The sequence below is a fragment of the Shewanella rhizosphaerae genome (assembly GCF_019457655.1).
In the GTDB taxonomy this organism is placed as follows: Bacteria; Pseudomonadota; Gammaproteobacteria; order Enterobacterales; family Shewanellaceae; genus Shewanella; species Shewanella loihica.
Map to the genome: position 1 here is coordinate 1,845,576 of NZ_CP080420.1, position 20,672 is coordinate 1,866,247.

The 20,672-nt window shown below is 50.2% G+C and carries 14 protein-coding genes and 1 riboswitch; of the genes, 8 read left to right on the top strand and 6 right to left on the bottom strand.

What is annotated here, in order from left to right; genetic code table 11:
• The first annotated feature begins 2 nt into the window (after positions 1-2).
• Both lolD and lolE read left to right on the top strand, forming a co-directional pair.
• Entirely contained in the window at positions 3-704 is a 702-nt protein-coding gene (gene lolD / locus K0I63_RS08365; RefSeq protein WP_220083118.1) for a lipoprotein-releasing ABC transporter ATP-binding protein LolD, read from the top strand.
• On the top strand, positions 701-1,954 hold the full coding sequence (gene lolE / locus K0I63_RS08370; RefSeq protein WP_220083119.1) for a lipoprotein-releasing ABC transporter permease subunit LolE: 1,254 nt from the start codon (positions 701-703) through the stop codon (positions 1,952-1,954). The genes lolD and lolE overlap by 4 nt, the downstream gene beginning before the upstream one ends.
• 27 nt (positions 1,955-1,981) lie before the next feature.
• On the opposite strand, the gene K0I63_RS08375 is transcribed toward lolE, so the two are convergent.
• On the bottom strand, positions 1,982-3,337 hold the full coding sequence (locus tag K0I63_RS08375; RefSeq protein ID WP_220083120.1) for a diguanylate cyclase domain-containing protein: 1,356 nt from the start codon (positions 3,335-3,337) through the stop codon (positions 1,982-1,984).
• A gap of 331 nt (positions 3,338-3,668) precedes the next feature.
• On the bottom strand, positions 3,669-4,175 hold the full coding sequence (locus tag K0I63_RS08380; protein ID WP_220083121.1) for a DUF2062 domain-containing protein: 507 nt from the start codon (positions 4,173-4,175) through the stop codon (positions 3,669-3,671).
• Between the two features lie 43 nt (positions 4,176-4,218).
• Here K0I63_RS08380 and K0I63_RS08385 point away from each other — a divergent pair, with 43 nt between their 5' ends.
• The 6 genes from K0I63_RS08385 to K0I63_RS08410 all read left to right on the top strand — a co-directional run bounded on the left by K0I63_RS08385 (position 4,219) and on the right by K0I63_RS08410 (position 14,050).
• On the top strand, positions 4,219-6,492 hold the full coding sequence (locus K0I63_RS08385) for a DNA internalization-related competence protein ComEC/Rec2 (protein WP_258406973.1): 2,274 nt from the start codon (positions 4,219-4,221) through the stop codon (positions 6,490-6,492).
• 34 nt (positions 6,493-6,526) lie between these two features.
• On the top strand, positions 6,527-8,341 hold the full coding sequence (gene msbA / locus K0I63_RS08390; RefSeq protein ID WP_220083123.1) for a lipid A export permease/ATP-binding protein MsbA: 1,815 nt from the start codon (positions 6,527-6,529) through the stop codon (positions 8,339-8,341).
• A gap of 5 nt (positions 8,342-8,346) precedes the next feature.
• The gene (gene lpxK / locus K0I63_RS08395; protein WP_220083124.1) at positions 8,347-9,363 is read left to right on the top strand and encodes a tetraacyldisaccharide 4'-kinase; all 1,017 of its coding nucleotides are present in this window, start codon (positions 8,347-8,349) and stop codon (positions 9,361-9,363) included.
• Position 9,364: 1 nt separating this feature from the next.
• Positions 9,365-9,544 carry a Trm112 family protein gene (locus tag K0I63_RS08400; RefSeq protein WP_011865439.1) on the top strand — a complete coding sequence of 60 codons (180 nt, stop codon included), beginning with the start codon at positions 9,365-9,367 and terminating at the stop codon, positions 9,542-9,544.
• 234 nt (positions 9,545-9,778) lie between these two features.
• Positions 9,779-10,498, top strand: a complete 720-nt coding sequence (locus tag K0I63_RS08405; protein ID WP_220073678.1) for a BUD32 family EKC/KEOPS complex subunit — start codon at positions 9,779-9,781, stop codon at positions 10,496-10,498.
• A gap of 341 nt (positions 10,499-10,839) precedes the next feature.
• Positions 10,840-10,925, top strand: a riboswitch (cyclic di-GMP riboswitch).
• A 71-nt stretch (positions 10,926-10,996) separates the two neighbouring features.
• The gene (locus K0I63_RS08410; protein ID WP_220083125.1) at positions 10,997-14,050 is read left to right on the top strand and encodes an Ig-like domain-containing protein; all 3,054 of its coding nucleotides are present in this window, start codon (positions 10,997-10,999) and stop codon (positions 14,048-14,050) included.
• A 154-nt stretch (positions 14,051-14,204) separates the two neighbouring features.
• On the opposite strand, the gene K0I63_RS08415 is transcribed toward K0I63_RS08410, so the two are convergent.
• The 4 genes from K0I63_RS08415 to K0I63_RS08430 all read right to left on the bottom strand — a co-directional run bounded on the left by K0I63_RS08415 (position 14,205) and on the right by K0I63_RS08430 (position 20,609).
• Positions 14,205-16,529: a COG1361 family protein gene (locus K0I63_RS08415; protein WP_220083126.1), complete on the bottom strand. Its 2,325-nt coding sequence runs from the start codon at positions 16,527-16,529 to the stop codon at positions 14,205-14,207.
• Between the two features lie 535 nt (positions 16,530-17,064).
• The gene (locus tag K0I63_RS08420) at positions 17,065-17,853 is read right to left on the bottom strand and encodes a DsbA family protein (protein WP_220083127.1); all 789 of its coding nucleotides are present in this window, start codon (positions 17,851-17,853) and stop codon (positions 17,065-17,067) included.
• 33 nt (positions 17,854-17,886) lie between these two features.
• Complete coding sequence (locus K0I63_RS08425) at positions 17,887-19,257, bottom strand: sigma-54 dependent transcriptional regulator (protein WP_220080540.1); 1,371 nt, start codon at positions 19,255-19,257, stop codon at positions 17,887-17,889.
• A gap of 473 nt (positions 19,258-19,730) precedes the next feature.
• Complete coding sequence (locus tag K0I63_RS08430; RefSeq protein WP_220083128.1) at positions 19,731-20,609, bottom strand: MBL fold metallo-hydrolase; 879 nt, start codon at positions 20,607-20,609, stop codon at positions 19,731-19,733.
• Between the last annotated feature and the right edge of the window lie 63 nt (positions 20,610-20,672).

Consider the following 20,672-nt stretch of genomic DNA (forward strand, 5'->3'; position numbering starts at 1 on the left):
CTATGACTCAACAGGACAACTCTTTGTTACTTCAAGTCAGTAACGTCAGCAAACGCTACCACGAGGGGAGTATAGATACTCAGGTGCTGAGCGGCGTTAGTCTCAGTATCGCCAAGGGCGAGCAGGTGGCTATCATCGGCAGTTCGGGCTCGGGTAAGAGTACCTTGCTGCACATCATGGGCACGCTGGACAAACCCAGCAGCGGTCAGGTGATGTTCGACGGGGAAGATCTTTACCAGCTTTCTCCATCGCGTCAGGCGGCGATCCGCAACCAGGAGCTGGGATTTATCTATCAGTTCCATCATCTGTTGCCCGAGTTTACCGCCCTTGAGAATGTGGCCATGCCTGGGCTTATCCAGAAGCGCCCGCGTCAGGAAGTCGAGCAGGAGGCCAAAGAGCTGCTCAGCCGCGTCGGTCTTAGCCACCGACTACATCATACCCCGGCGGAGATGTCTGGTGGTGAGCGTCAACGTACGGCGATAGCCAGGGCGCTGATCAATCGTCCTAAGTTGGTGTTGGCCGATGAGCCTACGGGCAACCTGGACGCCGCCAGCGGCGATACCGTCTATGAGCTTATCCGAGAGCTGGGTAGCCAGCTGGGCACGGCCTTTGTGGTGGTGACCCATGATCCTAAGCTTGCCGCGCGCATGGACAGACAGCTGAAGATGCAAGATGGTCAGTTAAGCGCCTGGGAGATGGCATGAGAGAGAGACTCGCCTTTTGGGTAGGCTGGCGCTTTTACATGGCGCGTCAGTCCAATCGTTTCATCAGCTTCATCTCCTTTGCCTCTACCGCGGGCATCGCCCTGGGGGTCGCCGTGTTGATCACTGTGCTGTCGGCCATGAACGGCTTCGAGAAGGAGCTCGAGCAGCGCCTGCTGGGGGTCGTGCCCCATGGTGAGCTGACTGGGGTGAATGAGCCTTTGCATGACTGGCCTAAAATTGCCGAGGATGCCAAGAAGATCCCCGGTATTGTTGCCAGCGCACCCTTTGTGCGTATTCAGGGCCTGATCCAGAAACCCGGTGGTTTTCAGGGGCTAACGGTTATCGGTATCACGCCGGAATTAGAAGCAAAAGTTTCCAACATCCGTGATTTCATGCCGGATACGGCCTGGCAGGCACTGGCCAGCAAAGAAAACAATATTGTCCTGGGTAAGGGGCTGGCCGATGCGCTGGGGCTGTCGCTGGGTAACACCCTGAGCCTCTATACGCCAAACCTTGCCAGTCAGTCAACGGGACGCGGCCTTGGCTCGGCCAAGAGCCATCAGTTTAAGGTGGCGGGAATTTTTGCGCTTGGCGGCGAGCTAGATCTGACTACAGCCTACATCTCGCTGGATTATGGCGCCGAGCTGTTGGGGCTGGGGGACGGCGTGAGCGGGATCCGTATCAAGGTAGATGATGTCTTTGCCGCGCCGCAGCTGATCCGCACCTTGGGCTACAGCCAGTCGCAATATATGTACCTTTCCGATTGGACCCGCACCCAAGGCCACCTTTATCAGGATATTCAGCTGGTGCGCGCCGTGATGTACCTAGTGCTGGCGCTGGTGATCGCCGTGGCCTGTTTCAATATCGTCTCGACCCTAGTGATGGCGGTACGTGACAAACAGTCGGAGATCGCCATCTTGCTGACCATGGGGATGGCCAAGGCCACCATCATGGGGATCTTCGTGGTGCAGGGCGCGCTAAATGGCCTGTTGGGTTGCTTGATTGGTGCGGGGCTGGGGATCACCCTTGCGCTGAATCTAAGTTCTATCGCCAGCGGTATCGAGCAGCTGTTTGGCGTGCAGCTCTTATCGGCCGATGTCTATTTCATCGACTTCTTGCCCTCACAGTTTCATCTGCTGGATGTGGCGCTGGTGGTGTCTCTGGCCCTGGTGATGAGCCTATTGGCTACTCTATACCCTGCCTGGAAGGCGAGTCGTATCCATCCCGCCGAGGCGTTGGCTGGGCGATAAGACTAGGTCGTAAATTGAGATGGGTCTTTAGCGACTTTCCCGGTAGGCGCGTTTTTGTTGATACATCCGCTTGTCGGCATCTGAGAGTAACTCTTTGATGTCGGCATTCTGACCATCATAGATTGCATAGCCTATGCTGAGTGAGGGCGTCAGTTGTTGTGACTGCCAGCTAAAGGGCTGGGATTCTATCGCCTGGGTGATATGCGCCATGATCTCCTCGATTTCCTGCATGTCGGTAAGCTCATAGAGCAAGATCAGAAATTCATCACCGCCAAATCGAGCAACCGAGCCCTTAATGCCAACCTCAGTGACCAGACGATTGGCGATATATTTTAGCAGTTCATCGCCCGCCTCATGCCCCAGCTCGTCGTTAACCCCTTTAAAGTCGTTGAGATCTATGTTGAGCAGAGTAAAAGGGGGCTGATTTGGTTTGTTCATCAGACGGTCGAGTTCGTTGATGATGAAGCGCCGATTAGGTAGGTGGGTCAATTCATCGTGCAGCGCCGCCCTGTGGGTGTGCTGATAGTTGCGAAACAGGAGTAGCATCAGCATATACAAGGTAAAGGCCGCAATCGTACCTATACCGCCTATGCCCAGGCGCAGCTGGCCGATGCGTTCGAGATTCTCGATATGAAACCTTGCTGCCATATTCCAGGTGGCACTGGGTAACTTGATGGGGTAGATCACATCGGCATTGTCGAAGATGCTGGCATCACCGTAGAAAACCTGTTCGGGTTCGTTGGCGGTGATCTGTTTCTTGATGGCGATATCGCCGCCCTGAAACTGGGTGATCCCTGTGTCATGGAGTAACTGGTTATAGTTCATCACTACGCTCACCCCGCCCCAGTAATGGGTGTTTTTAGGGTAGTCGGCGAAGATAGGGTAGCGTGCGATGAGTCCCAAGCCACCCTGGACCAGATTTACCGGGCCGGCGATATACACCGACTGCTGCTCCTTGGCCAGTAACACTGTCTTTAGCTGGTTTGGCTGGGTGCGAAAGTCGAATCCAACTGCCGCTTCGTTGCCTTTGAGGGGATAGACTAAGGAGATAACATTGTTTGGCGCGATGGCGACGTTGCGCACGTACTGCGCCTTGTCGAGTAACTTAGCGGCGATCACATGCCAGTTTTTCATGGCAAATTCGGGATCTATGGTCACCACAGTGGCCAGGCTATCGGCCAGATAGGTGTCTTTGTAGATGGTGGCCTCGAAGTTAAAGCGGATCAGCGCCAGGTTCTTGCGCAGATTTTCCTCTTCTTGCTGGATCTCATTGTCGACAAAGTATTTTGTTAGCGCACTGATGGTGATCACAGAGGCGAGCAGAAACAAGCAGGAGAGCAGTGCGAAGATCGCAACATGTTTTCTATTTGAATATAAGTGCATGGCCTTCCTGCATTTTTTGTGATTATTCTAACGAGCGACTTCATCCAAGGCATGTCATTCAGATAGATACAAAGCGTCAGCTTTGTGATCAATTTGTTTATTCTATCTTAAGTTTCTCTTAGATGCGAAGTGGCAATTGCAGCAGCTCATGCTGCAGTAGGCGCAATGCGTGGTGTGATCGGCGAAAATAGCGCGATGATTTGGTTAACAAAAGCTTATTGGTATCACAGCCCGGCGAAGTTTGAGTGCCAGGCACAGCTTAATGCTTGATAGCAAGATCCATTGGGTCTTGTGATCAGATCAAAGGCGGCAGGCGGTGGGCAGGTGTTCGCTACTTGGTGCGATTTTTCCACTTGAACAGGATAGAGTACTTCCACAGGTTGTGGACGACAAAGTAACCCACGGTGGAAAAGATGATCCCAAACACCAGACAGCCGAGCAAGAAAGGCGGGCCTATGGTGAAGAGTGAGGCCTCGATCCATTGCCAGCTGGCTTCGAAGGCAAATTCTTGGGGAGGGTGGTTGAGCAGTTTGGCGCCAAAGAGGTAGGCGGCGTAGAACATAAAGGGCATGGTGACAGGGTTGGTGACCCACACCAAGGCGACGGCGACAGGTAAGTTACAGTTGAACAGGATCGCCAGCGCTGCGGCTAATACCATCTGAAATGGCATGGGGATCCAGGCGACAAACAGGCCGACCGCAAAGGCGAGGGGAGCGGAGCGTCGATTCAGGGCCCAGAGGTTAGGCTTGTGCAGCAGCTTACCGAACATCTGCAGGTGCTTATGATTCTGCAGTGTCTCAGGCTTGGGCATATATCGTTGAATGAATTTTTTTGGCATAGCTTAGTGTTGCAGTCTTAAATTATTCATTATGAATCGATTCATGTTTGGCTATTGTGCCACGCTCATCTCCGCGCTGCTCTGGCCTGCCTTGCCAACCTTTTCCCTTGCATGTGCCGTCTTGGTTATCGCCGTCATCATGCTGAAAAGGTCAAAATTATTGGCCGGTAGCCTTCTGGCTATAGCTTGGATGAGTCTATTTTGCCACCAACTTTTGGTTTTTACGCCTGATAAATCGAGCGAGCCGCCATCAGTAAGGGGCGAAATCATATCACTAGTTTATCGAAACGGCGACTGGATAAATGCCGATATTCGTATTTTAACGGACCATCCCTTTCATTTTCCTGACAAATATTTACGCTTACGTTGGCAAAGCGAACAAAAAGTCGCCATAGGTGAGGTGTGGCAATTCACCCTTGCCCCAAAGCCCATCACCAGTGTGCTCAACCAAGGCGGATTTAATCAGCAGGCCTATCTGCTCTCGAAGCACATCATAGGCAAGGGCAGAGTCATTGCGGCCAAACGCCTGTCACCACCACAGGGCATGCGGGCCAAGCTACTGACAAAGTTGCGCCAAGATCTGGCCTCACTGGCCAATGGCGATTTGATGCTGGCGCTCATGCTGGGCGATAAACAGCAGATAAGCGATGCACATTGGCAGGGCCTGAGGCAAAGCGGCACAGGGCATCTGGTGACCATCTCTGGGCTGCATCTGTCTGTGCTGGCAATCTGCGTGATGGGGCTGGGGGGCTATCTGTTAGGGCGGCTCACTCCCCGTCTGGGACTCGGTAATCGTCAGACCATCGCCCTGGTGGCGCTGATTTGCTGTGGTCTCTATGCCTTTCTCGCCGGAATTGGACTGCCGACCCAGCGGGCGCTCATCATGTTGGTGATGGTGATCCTGCTTGGTCTCATCCGCCGTTACGCATCGCCCTTCGAGCGGCTGGTATGGGCACTTTTCATTGTACTGCTGTTGGACCCTTTAAGTATCCTCGGTGCCGGGCTTTGGCTCTCTTTTGGTGCGCTCGCCATCATTCTCTGGTTTACGCAATCATGGCCTGCGCCTGATGAGCGTCTATCAAGCTGGCAACGGCTGAAATGGCGTCTTAAGCAGATGTGGCAGATCCAGTGGCGCTTGAGTCTATCGCTTGGCTTGCTGCAAGGACTCTTGTTTGGCGGTTTTGCGCCCTACGCGTTGATATTTAACCTTATCTTCGTGCCTTGGTTTAGTTTGGTGGTGATCCCCCTAAGTTTTATGGCGCTGATAACCTGGATAATCGGCACTTATCTCGGCGTGTCCGTTAGCCTGCCGCTTTATCTTTTGGATCTTGCCATTTCACCCATGACTCTCGCGTACGATTGGCTAGGGGAGCTGCCGCTTCACTGGCTGCCAGCCTCGATGCAGCTGGTCTCAGCCCTAGTGTTTGGGCTGCTCGGGCTTATCCTTTGGCGGCTCGCCTCAGGCAACTGGCGCTGGATGATCCCTGTGTTGTTCATGCCCCTGTGTCTCTGGTTTTTACCACAGAGATTGACGGACCCTAAAAGCTGGCAGGTGCACCTGCTTGATGTCGGGCAGGGGCTCAGCCTGGTGGTTGAGAAACAGGGGCGGGCATTGATCTATGACACAGGCGCGGCGTTTGGTGAGCATTTTAGTTATGCAGATAGGGTCATAGTGCCCTTCTTGCACTACCGCGGCATAGGTGAGCTGGATTATCTGGTGCTCAGCCATAGTGACAACGACCATGCCGGCGGCGCCGATTATCTGTTAGGTCGCTACCCTAAAGTGAAGCTGGTGACAGATCTCAGCTATCCTGGCGCCATCGACTGTCGTCCTAAACGCCTCAACTGGCAGGGGTTAAGCCTTGAGCTTTTGGGGCCGCGCGAGCCGCAGCCCGGCAATAATGGCTCCTGTGTCATGCGGATAAGCGACGGCGGGCGAAGTGTGCTCATCCCTGGGGATATCGAGAGTGAGGGTGAGCAGTCACTCCTGACCCAGAGCGCCGAGATTGGTAGCACTGTCTTAATCGCGGCCCATCATGGCAGTAACACCTCATCGAGCGGCGCTTTTATTCGGGAAAGCGCGCCCGGTATCGTGCTCTACGCCGCCGGTTTCAACAATCGCTACGGCTTTCCCAAGGCTGAGGTGGTGAGACGTTTTCGCGACCAAAAGGCGCTTCAGTACAGCACGGGCGATAACGGTCAGCTGAGTTTAAAACTGGACGAGCAGGGCATTACCGTACTAGGTTATCGCCGGGATCTGGCGCCATTATGGTACAATCAACGCTTTGAATTTGGTGAGTTTGGCAATCCAGAGTAGAATACGCTTTTTTGCACCTACGATAGAATCCTGAATGACAAATTCTTCGAAAAGTGAAGTTGGCAGCGTTTTTCTCAGACTGCTCACTTATCTTGTCCCGCTCAAAGGGGTGTTATTTTTGTCTGTGTTTGGCCTTGTGCTTTACGGCTTGGTGGACGCAACCTTTATTTATTCAATTAAACCTTTTATTGATCAAGGTTTTGCCAGCAATGTGCCGACCACGCCTGGCTTGGTTGAAGGGGTCGACCTTGGCATGGGCGGCGGCTTTAACTCCGACAGCGACGTGCTCAAAACCGCGCCTTTCGTGGTGATTGGCCTGTTTACCCTGAGGGGCCTGGCTAACTTTCTCTCCACCTATGGGATCTCTTATATCAGTGCGCGCATGATCATGGATATGCGTCAGCAGGTGTTTGAGCATTACCTGAGATTGCCAGTGAGCTATATCGATGCGGAAAGCAGCGGTAACTTGATCTCCCGGGTGACTTTCGATACCGAGCAGATCGCCAGGGCATCGGGCAGTGCGCTGATTACCATAGTGCGTGACGGCATCACAGTGATCGGCATGCTGGGGGTGATGTTCTACAACTCCTGGAAACTCTCGCTCTGTATCCTGATTGTCGGGCCCCTTATCGGCTTGGTGATTGCCGTGGTCAGCCGTAAGTTCCGCAAGGTCTCTAAACAGATCCAGACCGCCATGGGCGGCGTGACCTCGGTTACCGAGCAGATGATCAAGGGCCATAAAAACGTGTTGGTCTTCGGTGGTCAACAGGCCGAGTCGCAACGTTTCGCTAAGGTAAATGACGACAACCGTTCGCGCACCATGAAGCTGGCTCTGGCCCAGGCGATCAGTCAACCTTTGGTAATGGTCATTGGCTCACTGGCACTGGCCTTCGTGCTTTATGCCTCGAGCCTTGAGAGCATGCGCGCCGATCTCACCGCGGGTACCTTCGCCACTATCTTGGCGGCCATGCTCGCCATGTTGCAGCCAATCAAGAGTCTGACCCGCGTCAACGCCGAGTTTCAGCGTGGTATCGCCGCCTGTAGTACCATCTTTGCCGTGTTAGATACCCCGGCCGAGGTGGATAACGGCACCTTCGAGACCAAAAGAGTCGAGGGTCGCTTGAGCTTCGATAAGGTCAACTTCCGCTACAACAATCAGGAAGGCTTGGCGTTAAAAGAGGTGGATTTTCAGGTTAATCCGGGTGAAACCTTGGCCCTGGTGGGACGCAGTGGCTCGGGCAAGTCGACCATTGCCAGCCTGATCACCCGCTTCTATTCGGACCTCGACAGCGGTGATATTCGCTTGGATGATGTGAGCCTGAGAGATTACAAACTGGCGGCGCTGCGCCGTCAGGTGGCATTGGTGTCACAGCAGGTGACGTTGATCAACGATACCATAGCCGCGAATATCGCCTATGCCTATCCGGGCGAGGTCACCGAGGAGCAGATCATCGATGCGGCTAAGCTCGCCAATGCCTGGGAGTTTATCTGCAACATGCCCGAGGGGATCTATACCCAGGTCGGCGAAAACGGCGTCATGCTCTCAGGTGGTCAGCGCCAGCGTATCGCCATTGCCAGGGCGATACTGCGCGATGCGCCTATCTTGATCCTCGATGAGGCGACCTCGGCGCTGGATACCGAGTCGGAGAAGGCTATTCAGATGGGTCTGGATAACCTCAGACAGAATCGCACATCTATCGTGATCGCTCACCGTCTGTCGACCGTTGAAAATGCCAACCAGATCTTGGTGGTGGATCAGGGCAAGGTGGTCGAGCGCGGCACCCATAGCGAGCTACTGGCTAAGCAGGGGATCTATTACAACCTGTACCAGATGCAGTTTGGTAGTTAAGCAGTATGCAGGCGTTGGTTAATCGTCTCTGGTATGACAGGCAGGCCGGTGTTCACTGGCTGCTTGTACTGTTGCTTCTGCCCCTGAGTGGCTTGTTTTATCTGCTGACGAGTCTCAGGCGACAGCTGTTTCGTTTGGGGCTTAAGTCAAGCGCGCGGCTCGATGTGCCTGTGATTGTGGTGGGCAACATCACGGTCGGTGGCAGCGGCAAGACCCCCACGGTTATCTATCTCATCGAACTGCTTCGCCGTAATGGCTATCGCCCTGGGGTGATCAGCCGCGGCTACGGCGTCGAGTTTTCCGGCTGTAAGCGGGTTATTGCTGGCATGCCAGCCAATGAAGTAGGCGATGAACCGACCATGATAGTGGCGCGTACCCAGGTGCCTATGGTGATAGGTAGCGATCGCGTGGCGGCGGGTAAGGCCCTGATGGATTGGCAGGCGGTGGATGTGATCATCAGCGACGATGGTTTGCAGCACTATCGCCTTGAACGGGATATCGAGATCTTAGTACTCGATGGCAAGCGCCGCTTCGGCAATGGTCTGCTGTTGCCTGCCGGACCATTGAGAGAAGGGCGCTGGCGTCAAGGCTGCGTCGACTTTACCTTAGTCAATGGCGAGTGTGGCGGGCCTGAAGAGTTTGAGATGGCGCTGGCGCCCGGCAATTGGCGCAGCGTGGCTGATGGCGAGGTCGTTACAGCTAATGTGGACAAGAGTCATGAGAGTGTGGCTATCGCCGGCATAGGCAATCCGCAGCGATTCTTCGATACCCTTAGCGAGATTGGGGTTCATCCAATTGGTCAACATGCCTTTGACGATCATCAGGCTTACAGTCTCGAGGCTATAGAGACGGTTGCGGCGGGTCGGGGCGTGCTAATGACAGAGAAAGATGCGGTTAAATGTCGCGAATTTGCAAAGTCTAACTGGTGGTATTTGCCGGTAGATGCCAAGATAGCACCAGAATTTGAACAGCAATTGTTAACGCTGCTAAAGCGGCGCGAAAACGTACAACAAGGAAATTAACATGGCGTTTGATAAGAAACTTTTAGAGATAGTTGCCTGCCCTGTGTGTAAGGGTAAGCTTGAATATGACAAAGCTAATCAGCAGCTTATCTGTAAGGCCGATCGTTTGGCCTATGCCATTAACGAAGGGATCCCTGTACTGCTTGAAAACAAGGCAACCCCTTGGAACGAAGAAGCGTAACTCGTTTTTTTTCTATTAAATGTCGCGCTTTGCTTTAAGTAGTAGCTTATCGCGCGGCAAGCTAGAGACGTGCCGATCGGCACGTCTTCTGTTTCATCTTCACTTTTTATCTTCATTTTTTTATCTTCAAGCCAAGTTGCTGTCGCTCATAGTTTCCCCGCTCAGGTCCTCGAAGATTGCATTTGTCTTAGCTTGCACACATAATCCCTTTTCACTTTTACCGGAGTACTTTGTGTGACTGTTTCTAGCCTTCAACATGTGATTGATAAACTACTTGTCGAAAATCAGGGCGAACGAATAGTCAGTTTCGAGCATCAAGGCCGCAAGTATTGGCTTAAACAGTCAGAACGCCTTACCGGCGCCATGCGTTGGCTAAAGTCCCAGCCCCAAGCGGCGTTGCAGCTCGAGATTTCAACCCTCACTCAACTCGCCAAGCGAGGCGCGCCTGTGCCAGAACTGGTTGCCAGTGGCGAAGGTTTTCTGGTGGTTGCCGATGTGGGCATGCCCGTCAATGGTTGGTTAAATGCCGATATCTCAGATGCCGAGAAGCTTAAGATATTGCAAGATAGTGCCACTGGGTTAGCGCATCTGCATCTTAAAGGCTTGGCTCATGGCAGACCTGCGCTTAGGGATATCTGCTGGGAAGAGGGAGATGTTGCCTTTATCGATTTTGAGGCGAATCAGCAAGACAGTGACATGCATAGGCAGCAGATCAGAGATCTCCTCGTCTATATCCACAGCCTGTATCGTTACATAGGGCCCCATCCTGAGATCGCCGAGCCCGTCATTGCAGCCTATCGCGCCGCGGGGGGAGAATCACTCTGGCAGGCGTCCAAGCAAGAGATGGCTAAATGGCAATGGCTAAACTATCTAATCGCACCGCTTAGATCTATCGGCGGTAAAGATCTGCGCCCCGTCTATTGGCTACTGCGCCACTTTAAACAAACCCTCTAATCTTCCATTTATCTCCTATTTGCCATATCTCATACAGTCATTTCTGTGCCATTTCGACGCTATCGCTTTCACTTGATGGCTGCATAAGTTACATCGCGGTATTTCTATCTATTAATTTCATGAATGGTAGTTGATTTGACTATTTAGTGGATCTGACATCGAGTTTTGCGCCAGCAACCGCTGTTTTGGTGAATTTTATCCACTCATTGTGTATTGATTTCCATAGGGTTTTAAATATTGGTTAAAAAATGATCAATTTTTGGTTGAGCTTCGCTTAAATTAATTGCTAGAATGCCCGTGTTCTCTGGGCTGTAGCAGCTTAGAGGTTTAGTTCGAAAGCACTCTCGAAACGGCAAGCATTAAGTAATTAATGTACGCAAAGCCACAGGCCCTAATTGCATAGCAAAAGGGTGGCTGGGTTACCGAATGAGCGTTGATAGAGCCTAGTACTTGTACTTGGAGCTTTCGAAGTGATGTTGACTTTGAGAGGTCCAAGCTATGAGTTCAGTTCATTGCGCAGCTGCGCGTACCGATTCTACTTTCCTGAAAACCTTTGGTTTGGGCCTATTGGGCGCAGGCCTGTTGTCGGCGTCGGCTATCATGCCTGTACATGCGGGCACTCATGGTGAACAAACCTCTGCGGCGGCCCAGGCTAAACGTGATGCCAAGCAACAGGCGCGTCTGACTCATAAGGCGGAACTTGAAACTCAGACACTGCAACTTTCAGCAGTTGCAGCGCAATACCTGGATGCCACTAAGTCTAATGGTGCATCTCATGCCTCTGACGCCGCGCTTTACCAGCAACTTGAAGCGCTGGTGGCGGCTAGACAAGTAGAACAGCAGGCTCTTCTAACACTCGATCCTCATAGCGTCGTCTCTTCTGTATTGCCTATGGCAAAGCGTCGTGGCATGCCTGCTGAGATCCAGGCCAAACTAGCCCAGCAAAAGGCGATCAGCGGTGAGCTGGAAATGGTCTATGAAGATTTTGGTGACGCCAGCGAACATCGTCTGCAGTACATGGTGCGCACCGAAACTGGTCTGGTTAAATTTTTCTTGGCTTCGGGTAGTTCAAAAGCTCAGGCTAATCAATTACAACCCGGGGCAAAGGTTCGTGTAGAAGGTTGGCTATTTGGCGGCGATGAGGCTGGCGATGCCTTAATTGGCGATCTCGAAGTGCTTGCTCTAACCGATGGCAACACAGTTTCCTCTTCGGGCACCGGCGCTGCGCTTTCTCTTGCAAATACCACGGGTGAACAGCGCACCTTAGTACTGCTGGTTAATTTCCAAGACAATCCTCAACAGCCTTGGACAACGGCCGAAGTACAGCAGATGGTATTTGGCAAGGTCAATGATTTTTATCGCGAGGCCTCATACGGTCAAACTTGGTTAAGTGGCGATGTTAAAGGTTATGTAACCCTGCCAATCAACAGCACTTGCGACTATTTCGGCATGGACAGCTACGCGCAGCAGGCGGCCCGCGATAGCGGTATCGACGTCAGCCAGTATCAGCGCCTAGTCTATATGATGCCTCAAAACAGCAGCTGTGGCTGGCGTGGTCAGGGTACAGTGGGTGGTTCACCTTCGCGTGCTTGGATTAATGGTGAGCTAAATCTGATGACTATCGGTCACGAGCTGGGTCATAACCTGGGACTCAAGCACGCTAAATTTCTTAGCTGTTCAGAAAGTTTAGTGAGTGGTTCTTGCATTTCGTTGGAGTATGGCGATAGTTTCGACGTCATGGGTAAGTCAGAGGGGCATTTTAATGTATTTAACAAGGAAAGACTCGGTTGGTTAAGTGAACAACGCGGAGAGATTCTAATTGCAGATAAAGATGGTACATATCAGTTAGAATCGCTTGAATCTAGTGTTTCTGGTGTTGTCAAGGGTATTAAAGTTCGTCGTGGAACCAATTCCACGACAGGTGAACCTTTGTGGTACCACTTAGAGTATCGTCAGCCAATCGGTTTTGATGCATATTTAGAAGGTAAAGCGATTACTCAGGGAGTTATGCTTCATGTTAACAAAGATTTAGACCTTGAAAGCAGCCAGTTAATCGACATGACTCCCAATAGTAGTTTTAAGGATCTTGAGGATGCTTCACTAAATGCTGGTTACAGTTACACCGATAGTGACGCAGGTGTTACTATTACCACTGAATCAGCAGATAGTTCTGGGGCTGAGGTTACCGTGGCCTATTCAGGTGGCACATGTGTACAGGCTAATCCTACACTTGCGCTTTCTCAATATAGTGATTGGGTTGCACCAGGTACAGCCGTTACTTACAGCGCAACTGTAACCAACAATGATAGCTTAGAGTGCGGTGATTCTCAGTTTAGTATTAGCGTTCAGGTACCTGCTAATTGGAGTGCCAGCAGTGCAAGCCTAAGTCTGGCACCCGGCGCCACAGCTAATGTGAGCTTTAGCGTCGTTTCGAGCAGCGATGCCAACGACGGTTTCTATGACCTAGATGTCACCGCGCACAATGCACAAGATAGCAATCTAGTGGCTACTGGACTGGTTAGCTATGTTGTTCAGGCTCCAGTTGCACAGTGTGTGTTAGCAGCGCCTCAGTTCGTACTGACCAACAACAGCAGCGGTGAGGTTGCACCTGGTACAGGCGTGGTTTACCAAGGCACAGTGACTAACCTAGACAGTGATAGCTGCGATGCGAGCGACTTTAATCTGGTAGCCAATGTGCCTGCGGGTTGGTCGGCAACTGCGACTAAGGTGAATCTTGCTCCTGGCCAAAGCCAGAACGTCAGCCTAAAGGTGACTTCTAGCCTAAGCGCAGCCGATGGACAATTTGATTTCAATCTGATTGCTAGCAATGGTCAAAATGCGGGACTACAAAGCAGTGCGAATGCCAGCTATACGGTTCTTGATCCTGCCAAGCAATGCACTCTAGCTCAGCCAGGTGTTAGCGTGAGTGGTGGCGCAGGCGAGTATGATGCGGGTAGTCTCGTTCCTTATACAGTGACAGTGACAAACCAGAATGCTGACAGCTGTGCCGATGCCGTGTTTGCGATCAGCGCAACCGTACCTCAGGGCTGGAACGCCAACGGGGCGAGCGTTAGTCTGGCAAGTGGTCAAAGTACGAGTGTAGTGGTGAGTGTTAGCTCTGCGCAGTCTGCGACAGCAGGTGCCTATGGTCTGGGCTTTAGCGCGGCAGACAAGAGCGACAACCAATATCAAGCAAGCGCACAGGCACAGTACAAGGTGGCTCAGCAAGCAAATACAGCACCGGTTGCGGTAAACGACAGTGCATCGGTATCTAGCGGTTCATCAGTCATCATCGCGGTGCTGAGCAATGACAGTGACCCTGAAGGTGATACCTTAACTGTGGTCAGCGTGACTCAAGGTAGCAAAGGTAGCGTAACCTTGCTGGCCGATGGTAGCGTAAAATATACGCCGGGTAAGCGTTTTAAGGGTAGCGATAGCTTTAGCTATACCGTTAGCGACGGTGAGCTAACCGCGACGGCGACTGTGACCATAGGTCAGAGCGGCGGCAGTACTGGCGGCGGTACTGGCGGCAAAGGTAACGGTAAGAAGTAAGCTATACATATGATAAAAAGCCAAGGGGGATACCCTTGGCTTTACTTTTTGAACTAATTAACAAGCTAAGTGAATGTTTTTTTTATAGTATAGTGTCTCACTTTACCTATATTTTGCCATTTACTATATCTCCAAAACTTCTCATCACAAAAGTTTAGTTAAATGGAGGTTCATCAACCTGTACTGCAATTGAAACAGAATTAGAAGTACTAGTACCTTCATCGTCTGTGACGGTTGCTGTAACACCATTAGCTAACGAAGCGAAGAAATTGATGTCAATAGCATTTTCAAGTCCAGGTTTCAGCTCAATAGTGAAAGCGCAACTGTACGTGTCGCTAGGTGACACCGAACCATTATAACCCAGTAGTGCATTTTCATTACATGGGCCATAATCTTCAGTTGCATACGTACCACCTTCATTGAGTATTTGGAAACCAGCAAGGTTAGGTTCGGCAAATACACTTTGGCCTAACACTGTTAACGCAGTAAGATTGACATTTTCTAGACCTGCATTATGTAGTTCCAATACCACTAGCATGCTGGTAGCAAAGGCCATGTCTGCAGCCGGGTTGGCGGGTAGGAATGTCACTACTTCAGGGTCGTCAGCGTCAAGCATATTACCATCATCGTCAATACCATAGATGGTTGCCAAATTTTTGTGGACATCATCTGCGTTACCTTGCAACGGCATCACTATGTCACAGCTAGCAGATGCTTGTGGAGCCAGCTCGATACCAGTGGATAGGTTTACACCATTAACATCACAGTCAAGGGTAATATCTGTAGCCATACCAATTGGGTTGTCATTGCTATCAAGTAGGACGTCTGTCAGCTTGTTAAATGTCACGTAGTCGACGGTTGAAGTGTTAGTAAACAGGAAAGTAAATGTAACGTTTCTAAATGCTGTAGGATCATCGCCAGTTTCAAATACAGTAGCCTGATCTGCTGATTTCACCAAAGTGATCATTGATGGAACGTCCAATATATCAACTTTCGCCATATTGTTACCTGTGGCTTCGTCAGCCTCATCATCCACAGCAGTCGCATAAGCGGTGTTCATATGGTTGTCACCAGCATTACCACTAATATACTTCATAAAGCTACAGCTTACCTCTCCATTTTGTGGGATTTGAGTCAACATGCCAGAACATTCATTATTGAACAGGTCACCATATACAGAATCTGATAGTGCTGTAAGAGTCAAAGGTGAGTCCCATGTATTAGAAGTATTTTTTACTGTAATGGTGAAAGTTACATCATCGCCTGGTTCCAATACTTCTGCGGGATCAGCAGTTTTTATAACTTCAATACTAGGAGGCAAGTTAGTAACATTTACCTGTAGCTCGTTGGTACAATGGTCGCCATCTGCTTGATCAACTCCGACTGCAGCACAGGTATTACCGTCTACTACTGGGTCGTCATTTTTATCTAAAACATGTGCTTTAATGACATCATTGTATAAGGCTAGTTTTGTATTATCAGGTAAATCTCTGTCGTTAACTTGTACCGTAAACTGACATGTATATGTTCCACCAGGTTGAATTTCTAAACCACCCATAGGGATAGTACAGTTGCTGGTGATAAGGTAAACGCCGTCTGCCATTGGGGCTGGTGCACCACTTGTTGCAAGATTCAGTTTAGTCTCATAATTGCCGTCATTGGCTTCATCTATCCAGTCATAAAGACTAGTAATAAACAGTGATGAACCATAGACAGGGTCATTGGGGTTTTTAATACTCAGCTCAAAACCGTATGTTCCACCAGGTTCTGGATGAGTATCCGTAGTTTTGAGAGTTTTAGTGACAACTGGTGGTTCAGGTTTGACAAATACATCTATATCAAAAGAATCACAGCGACATTTAGATGGAGTACCGGGCGCCGCAGGATCATCTTCGCTACAGTCTTCGCCAGTCTTGTTATGCCAGGCCATACAGTAGTTAAATTCCGCCTTACCGGAATTATCATCGTCGCGACAGAAGAGAGTGATCTCTTCAGCTGCATATAGGTGGGTTGGGCTGTATCCGGCTGCTTTACTGATATCGGCACAGGCATCTAGACCTTCTTCCAGATCCACCCCTGGATCATCTGTTCGACCGAGTAAGATGGAACATTCATTGTTGGGGTTGGAGTCTTGAGCACTCCAGTTACCTTCGGGCAAGTAGACAGAGTAGTCGTAACGTTCGTTTGCCGTGGTGGTAATGGTTACATCGGCGATAAAGGTGACTTCTTCACCCAGGTTACATTCGACCTTGTCGCCACTGCCGTCTATGTTACGGATATTGTCCACTTTGCTGACGCGAACGTCATTAGCGGTACAGTTTAGGTTAAAGCCCGCTTGCTCAGCCATACAGGCCTGATCCTTCTTCTGTGGGAAGAAGGAGGCGTTAGCGGTCGTGATGGTAGCGCCATAGAGGCTGGCGCCGCTTATGAGGACGATACCCAACGCCCTGACAAGCCGGTTAGATTTAAATCGTTTCATAATATTGACCTTTATTAACAAGTTAATATGGATAAAACGTCTTGTTAGTTCATCACTTTACGTCGTTGAAATTGGGATCAATTTCGACTAAGTGCCTATTCGTTGTTGCTAGGTTATTACTACTATTTCGGCGTATGCCGCTTTTAGTGGCTGCATTGATGGCGAATAAAACGGTGCCTCATGGTGCAGCGTCCAAATCGATGGCCTAATAAGAGCAAGCATTGGGCCAGAAAGATAAGTTTTTGATAAATAGCGGATTACTTTGATTTTGGGGCGATTGGATTAGGTGGGGTGTTACATATGTGTAACACTGTGCGTTGTCCAAATGAAACCTGGACATGACGCTTGCTACAGATGAGATTTTAATGAATAGCCAAACTTATGGTGTTGTTGAAAAAATGGTGCTGGATGAGGAAGGTAAAACGCCGCAAAGTGATACTAGATAAATGCCTTTATAAAGTGCTTTACGGCGCCAGATTTGAGTTAGTTAGCTTAATTAAGGGTTAAGTTAGTTGAGTTAGTCGAGTTAGTTCCGTTAATTGGTCTGGGTCGGTTTTTCTAAGGCGTCGATAACGGCTTTAAAAGCATCATAACTTTGTGCTCCAACCACTAACTTGGGCTCTATGAGTCGATTGTTTTCCAGTTTACCTATGAGGAAGCTTGGCGTACCACGAACGCCTATCGATGAGCCATAGCCAATATCCTGCTCTATCTTGCTCATGATGGCTTGATCTTCCAGGCAGGCGGTGAATTTTGTCATGTCTAGCGAGAGCTGGGTGGCCGTATCTTGGTAGAGTTTGTCCCCTAGTTGCCTCATGTTTTTAAACAGGGCTTCACGCATGGGCCAATAAGCGTCCTGTTGCAGGCTACAGTTGGCGGCGACTGCGGCGCCTTTAGCCTTAGGGTGAAAACCTAAAGGGAAGTCTCTGGCGATATATTTCACCTTTCCGGTGTCGATATAGTCGCTCTTGATCTTGGTGAAGGTGTTGTCCATGTATCGTTTGCAGTAGGGACATTGATAATCAGAAAACTCTATGATGGCGACCTGTGCCGTCGCTTCGCCTAAGGCCGGGAGCTTACCATCTTCGCCCGGATTTATTTGCGTTGGTAGGCTTCTATGCTGCGGTTCCTGACTCTTCATGGCAATGGTGTGTATCTCTTTCACCTGGCTGCCCATGATGGCCACTTGCTGTTTTAATTGGCCCATCTCCTGTTTCAGGTAGGCGAGCTCCTTCTCTAACTTGTCGTCATTTTTTTGCTGACAGGCAGCAGTAAAGAACAGCAAAGATAGGCAGACTATAACTGTCGAATGAGTTGATGGCATAAGTCGATCCTCGTTTGGTGCCACTGACCTTGTCTATAGCGTTATCTTGCACTTCTTGATGAGGCGATAGAAAGTCGTTCGTGAGATGTTGAGTTCACGGGCCGCCGCCGAGATATTGTGGTTATTGCGCTTAATGGCGGCCAATAGAAGTTCGGTATCAATTTCGGTTCTGTGCTGAGCCAGATCGACCACATCGGGATCATCGTTTGCCGAACAAGCGAATTTAATGCCGAGGTCGGCTTCGGTGATGATGTCGCTTTCGGTCATGATGATGGCGCGTTGAATGCGGTTTTTAAGTTCGCGCACATTGCCTGGCCACTGGTAGTTGGTCATGGCATGTAACGCGTCCTGGTGAAACTGAAATTGACGATTGGGTGGAGCGAGTTTGGTTAAGTAATCTTGAGCCAAGAGAGGGATATCTTGCTTATGTTCTCTTAAGCTGGGTAGCTCTATTTGTATGATATTGATTCGATAGAATAGATCTTCCCTGAATTTGCCCTCTTCGACGGCGTTTTCCAAATTGACATGGGTGGCGAAGATGATGCGACAATCCACCTCGGTGGACTTCTGGCCGCCGATACGTTCGATATAATGCTCTTCAAGAAACTGCAGCAGATTGATCTGTAACTCGAGTGACAGATCGCCTATTTCATCTAAAAATAGGGTGCCCTTGTTAGCTCGCTCTATTCGACCTATGTATTGCCTGTCGGCGCCGGTGAAGGCGCCTTTCTCATGGCCGAACAACTCTGAATGAATGAGGGTTGGGGGCAGGGCGCCGCAATTCACCGTGATAAAGGGGCCATTTTTGCGAGACGATAGAGAATGGATCAAGTTGGCGCACAGACCCTTACCCGTGCCGGTTTCGCCGCCTATCAGTACGGTTTCATCTGACTTAGCGATCTTATACAGATTATCGCGCAGGGTCTGCATCACGCTTGATTCACCAAAGAAGAAGGACCTTGGTTGATGCGTGGTTTTCTCCTTACTCCATTGCTCATTTAATTGGGCCATGCCACAGAGGTGCCCTAAGGTGTGATCGAGGCGCTGCCAATCAATGGGAAGGTGATGAAAATCCAGGAAATAGTCTGTAAAGCAGAAGCAAAGGTTCCCCAGGTTTTTAGGGCTGTCTAAGGAGATAGCCAGCCAGAGTAAGCCGGGTTGACGCGCGGATAGAAGTTCTATGGCGCGCAGTACCACCTGCTGGTGAGGGAGATCTATGATGGCGATGGCGATCTGACAGGGAGCGCTCTCTAAGGCTTTATATGCCGCACTAAGAGTACCTGCATGATTGAAATGCCATTGTGTAGTATCGGTATGTTCATCTGTAAGACACGCTTCATCCGTGAGGTTTAATACCAATATGTTACGTTCCTTGTGAGTTAAGTTCCTCTTACGGTTACTCACACTTGATCCTTAGCCGGGGCCCCAAGACAGCCAATGCATTTGCTAGACAGGATGCTTAAATTTTAGGAAAGCTTGGTATTAACGCAAGTTGATAGTGTATCTAATTGTGATTCTTTTTATGTGTGGTCATTAGCACTGCAATCGCCCGTTGTGCCTGGGTTTTACCTATATTGCTAAGCTGTGTTTTGGCCTGTTTAGTCATAGCTCTCCTGTGTGCCTGTTTTAAGGTGCTTTTTTGGCAAATATGTGTTTCCGCTTGGTTTGAGTTTATCTCTGTTTTGATGGGGGATTTTGCTGAGCACTCGCCTTAGCATAAGATTTAAATTTGCTAGGACATTGGTGTTAGCTAATAGAGGAAACTGGATTGGAGGTGAAAGGCGCGATCATTTGATCGCGCCGTACGGCTATTTCATCGGCAGATTGCCAAGCTGATATTATTCATTCTCTGCTAGCAGCATTGATATTTGGGATGATTATTGACTCTTAAGGCCGTTATAGAGGGTTTCTATCCAGGTCTCCTGAGAGATAAATTTCCATCCCCAGCCCTGTAAGTCGTCCGGTAAGCCTTGCTGCTTGATGGCATCGAGCGACTTGCCCGATTTGAGCTGGGTGTTCATCCAGTCGATAGAGGTGTCTAACATCTGCTTGAACTTGACCAGATCTTGTTTGTTGGCCAGTTCGCCGTGTCCCGGAATGATTTTGGTATTGTCATCGACCCTGGCCAAGATGGTGGCGACGCTGTCGCGATAGCCAAGCACCGAGCCACCTCCTTTAAGATCGATATAGGGAAATCTGTCTTTAAAGAAGAGATCCCCCATATGTACCACAGGCGCATCACGCCAGAAGATCACACTATCACCATCTGTATGGCCAGCGCCCAGGTGCACGAGTGAGAGCGTGTCGCCATTGAAGTGGATATTGATCCCCTGGTCATAGGTGATGCTGGGCAAGGCCTGTTTAGTGAAGTCTTGGTTACTGGCCAAGCGTTTGAGTACATTATCGTGGGCGAAGATGGTGCCGGTTTGGCCAAAGATGCCGTTGCCACCGGTATGATCGCCATGGTAGTGGGTGTTGACGATATATTTAGGTTTGCCCGCCTGGATGTCGGCCAGCGCCGCGCTAATCTTGTCTGCCAGTGGGGCAAACTGATCGTCGATGATCAGCAGGCCATCTTCTCCCGCCGATACGCCTATGTTGCCGCCGGCGCCGGTTAGCATATAGACATGTTCTGAAAGTTTGGTGGCCGCTATTTCGACCTTGGCAAACTTATCTTCGTCGGCCAAGCTATTGATACTGATGCCATAACTGCCGATGAGCAGGCTTGTCAGCGCAATGCGTAAGATGTTGTTCATTGGAAGACCTTTTTTCTCTCTTATCGAATCAATTTATATAGTTGCATAATAAAAAGGCTGCAA

Bases quoted from the DNA above. Each gene is read 5' to 3' on its own strand.
- lolD (WP_220083118.1), top strand. From the start codon at position 3: ATGACTCAACAGGACAACTCTTTGTTACTTCAAGTCAGTAACGTCAGC.
- lolE (WP_220083119.1), top strand. From the start codon at position 701: ATGAGAGAGAGACTCGCCTTTTGGGTAGGCTGGCGCTTTTACATGGCG.
- K0I63_RS08375 (WP_220083120.1), bottom strand. From the start codon at position 3,337: ATGCACTTATATTCAAATAGAAAACATGTTGCGATCTTCGCACTGCTC.
- K0I63_RS08380 (WP_220083121.1), bottom strand. From the start codon at position 4,175: ATGCCAAAAAAATTCATTCAACGATATATGCCCAAGCCTGAGACACTG.
- K0I63_RS08385 (WP_258406973.1), top strand. From the start codon at position 4,219: ATGTTTGGCTATTGTGCCACGCTCATCTCCGCGCTGCTCTGGCCTGCC.
- msbA (WP_220083123.1), top strand. From the start codon at position 6,527: ATGACAAATTCTTCGAAAAGTGAAGTTGGCAGCGTTTTTCTCAGACTG.
- lpxK (WP_220083124.1), top strand. From the start codon at position 8,347: ATGCAGGCGTTGGTTAATCGTCTCTGGTATGACAGGCAGGCCGGTGTT.
- K0I63_RS08400 (WP_011865439.1), top strand. From the start codon at position 9,365: ATGGCGTTTGATAAGAAACTTTTAGAGATAGTTGCCTGCCCTGTGTGT.
- K0I63_RS08410 (WP_220083125.1), top strand. From the start codon at position 10,997: ATGAGTTCAGTTCATTGCGCAGCTGCGCGTACCGATTCTACTTTCCTG.
- K0I63_RS08415 (WP_220083126.1), bottom strand. From the start codon at position 16,529: ATGAAACGATTTAAATCTAACCGGCTTGTCAGGGCGTTGGGTATCGTC.
- K0I63_RS08420 (WP_220083127.1), bottom strand. From the start codon at position 17,853: ATGCCATCAACTCATTCGACAGTTATAGTCTGCCTATCTTTGCTGTTC.
- K0I63_RS08430 (WP_220083128.1), bottom strand. From the start codon at position 20,609: ATGAACAACATCTTACGCATTGCGCTGACAAGCCTGCTCATCGGCAGT.